The organism is Catenibacterium sp. GCM10023432, from assembly GCF_042651925.1.
In the GTDB taxonomy this organism is placed as follows: Bacteria; Bacillota_I; Bacilli_A; order Erysipelotrichales; family Coprobacillaceae; genus Catenibacterium; species Catenibacterium mitsuoka.
Genome location: NZ_JBHSEB010000104.1, coordinates 1 through 553, shown reverse-complemented (window position 1 = coordinate 553; position 553 = coordinate 1). Strand labels below are relative to the sequence as shown.

Annotated in this window: 1 protein-coding gene; it reads left to right on the top strand. The window is 35.3% G+C overall.

Annotated elements, in window-relative coordinates:
• Positions 1-249 precede the first annotated feature (249 nt).
• Positions 250-553, top strand: a 304-nt coding sequence (locus ACFOZZ_RS12640; protein ID WP_376815372.1) for a DUF6431 domain-containing protein, incomplete at its 3' end; no start/stop codon positions are given.

Sequence of the window (553 nt, the reverse complement as noted above, 5' to 3'; positions counted from 1 at the left end):
CATCACCTTGCGGTGATGCTCATTTAGCAGGGACTGTCAACATTCTGTCCTTGACTTTTGAACCAGTTTAGAACTCCTGGCTTTGCTTTTGGGCTGTAAACTTTTTAGGGGCAGTTTTCTGCCATCTATTTTGTTTATTTCATAAATCATTTATCATGTTCTTAAGGTCAATAAATCTATAGAAAGAAAAAAAGGATAAGCATCGAAAGTTTGGCGACCGAGATGCTTATCCTGTCCAATAAGAACACTATGATAATAATAAAACTTTCATCTAAAATCAAGCATATTACTGAAAATCAATATAAAAAGATTATTCAATCCCTGAACTTCAATGAACTGTCATGCCCTAAATGTAATTCCAAAGGTCTCCGTGCACATGCATCTTATAGTCGCTATGTTGATTTCTTTAAACGCAGTCATAAAGTCACAATACAAAGATTAAGATGTCCTGAATGCGGATCTACTCATGCAGTTCTTATTGAAGATATGATTCCCTATTCCATTGCTTCTTATAGCTTGATTGTTGAGGTTATAGCTGACATGGACTTTCTTG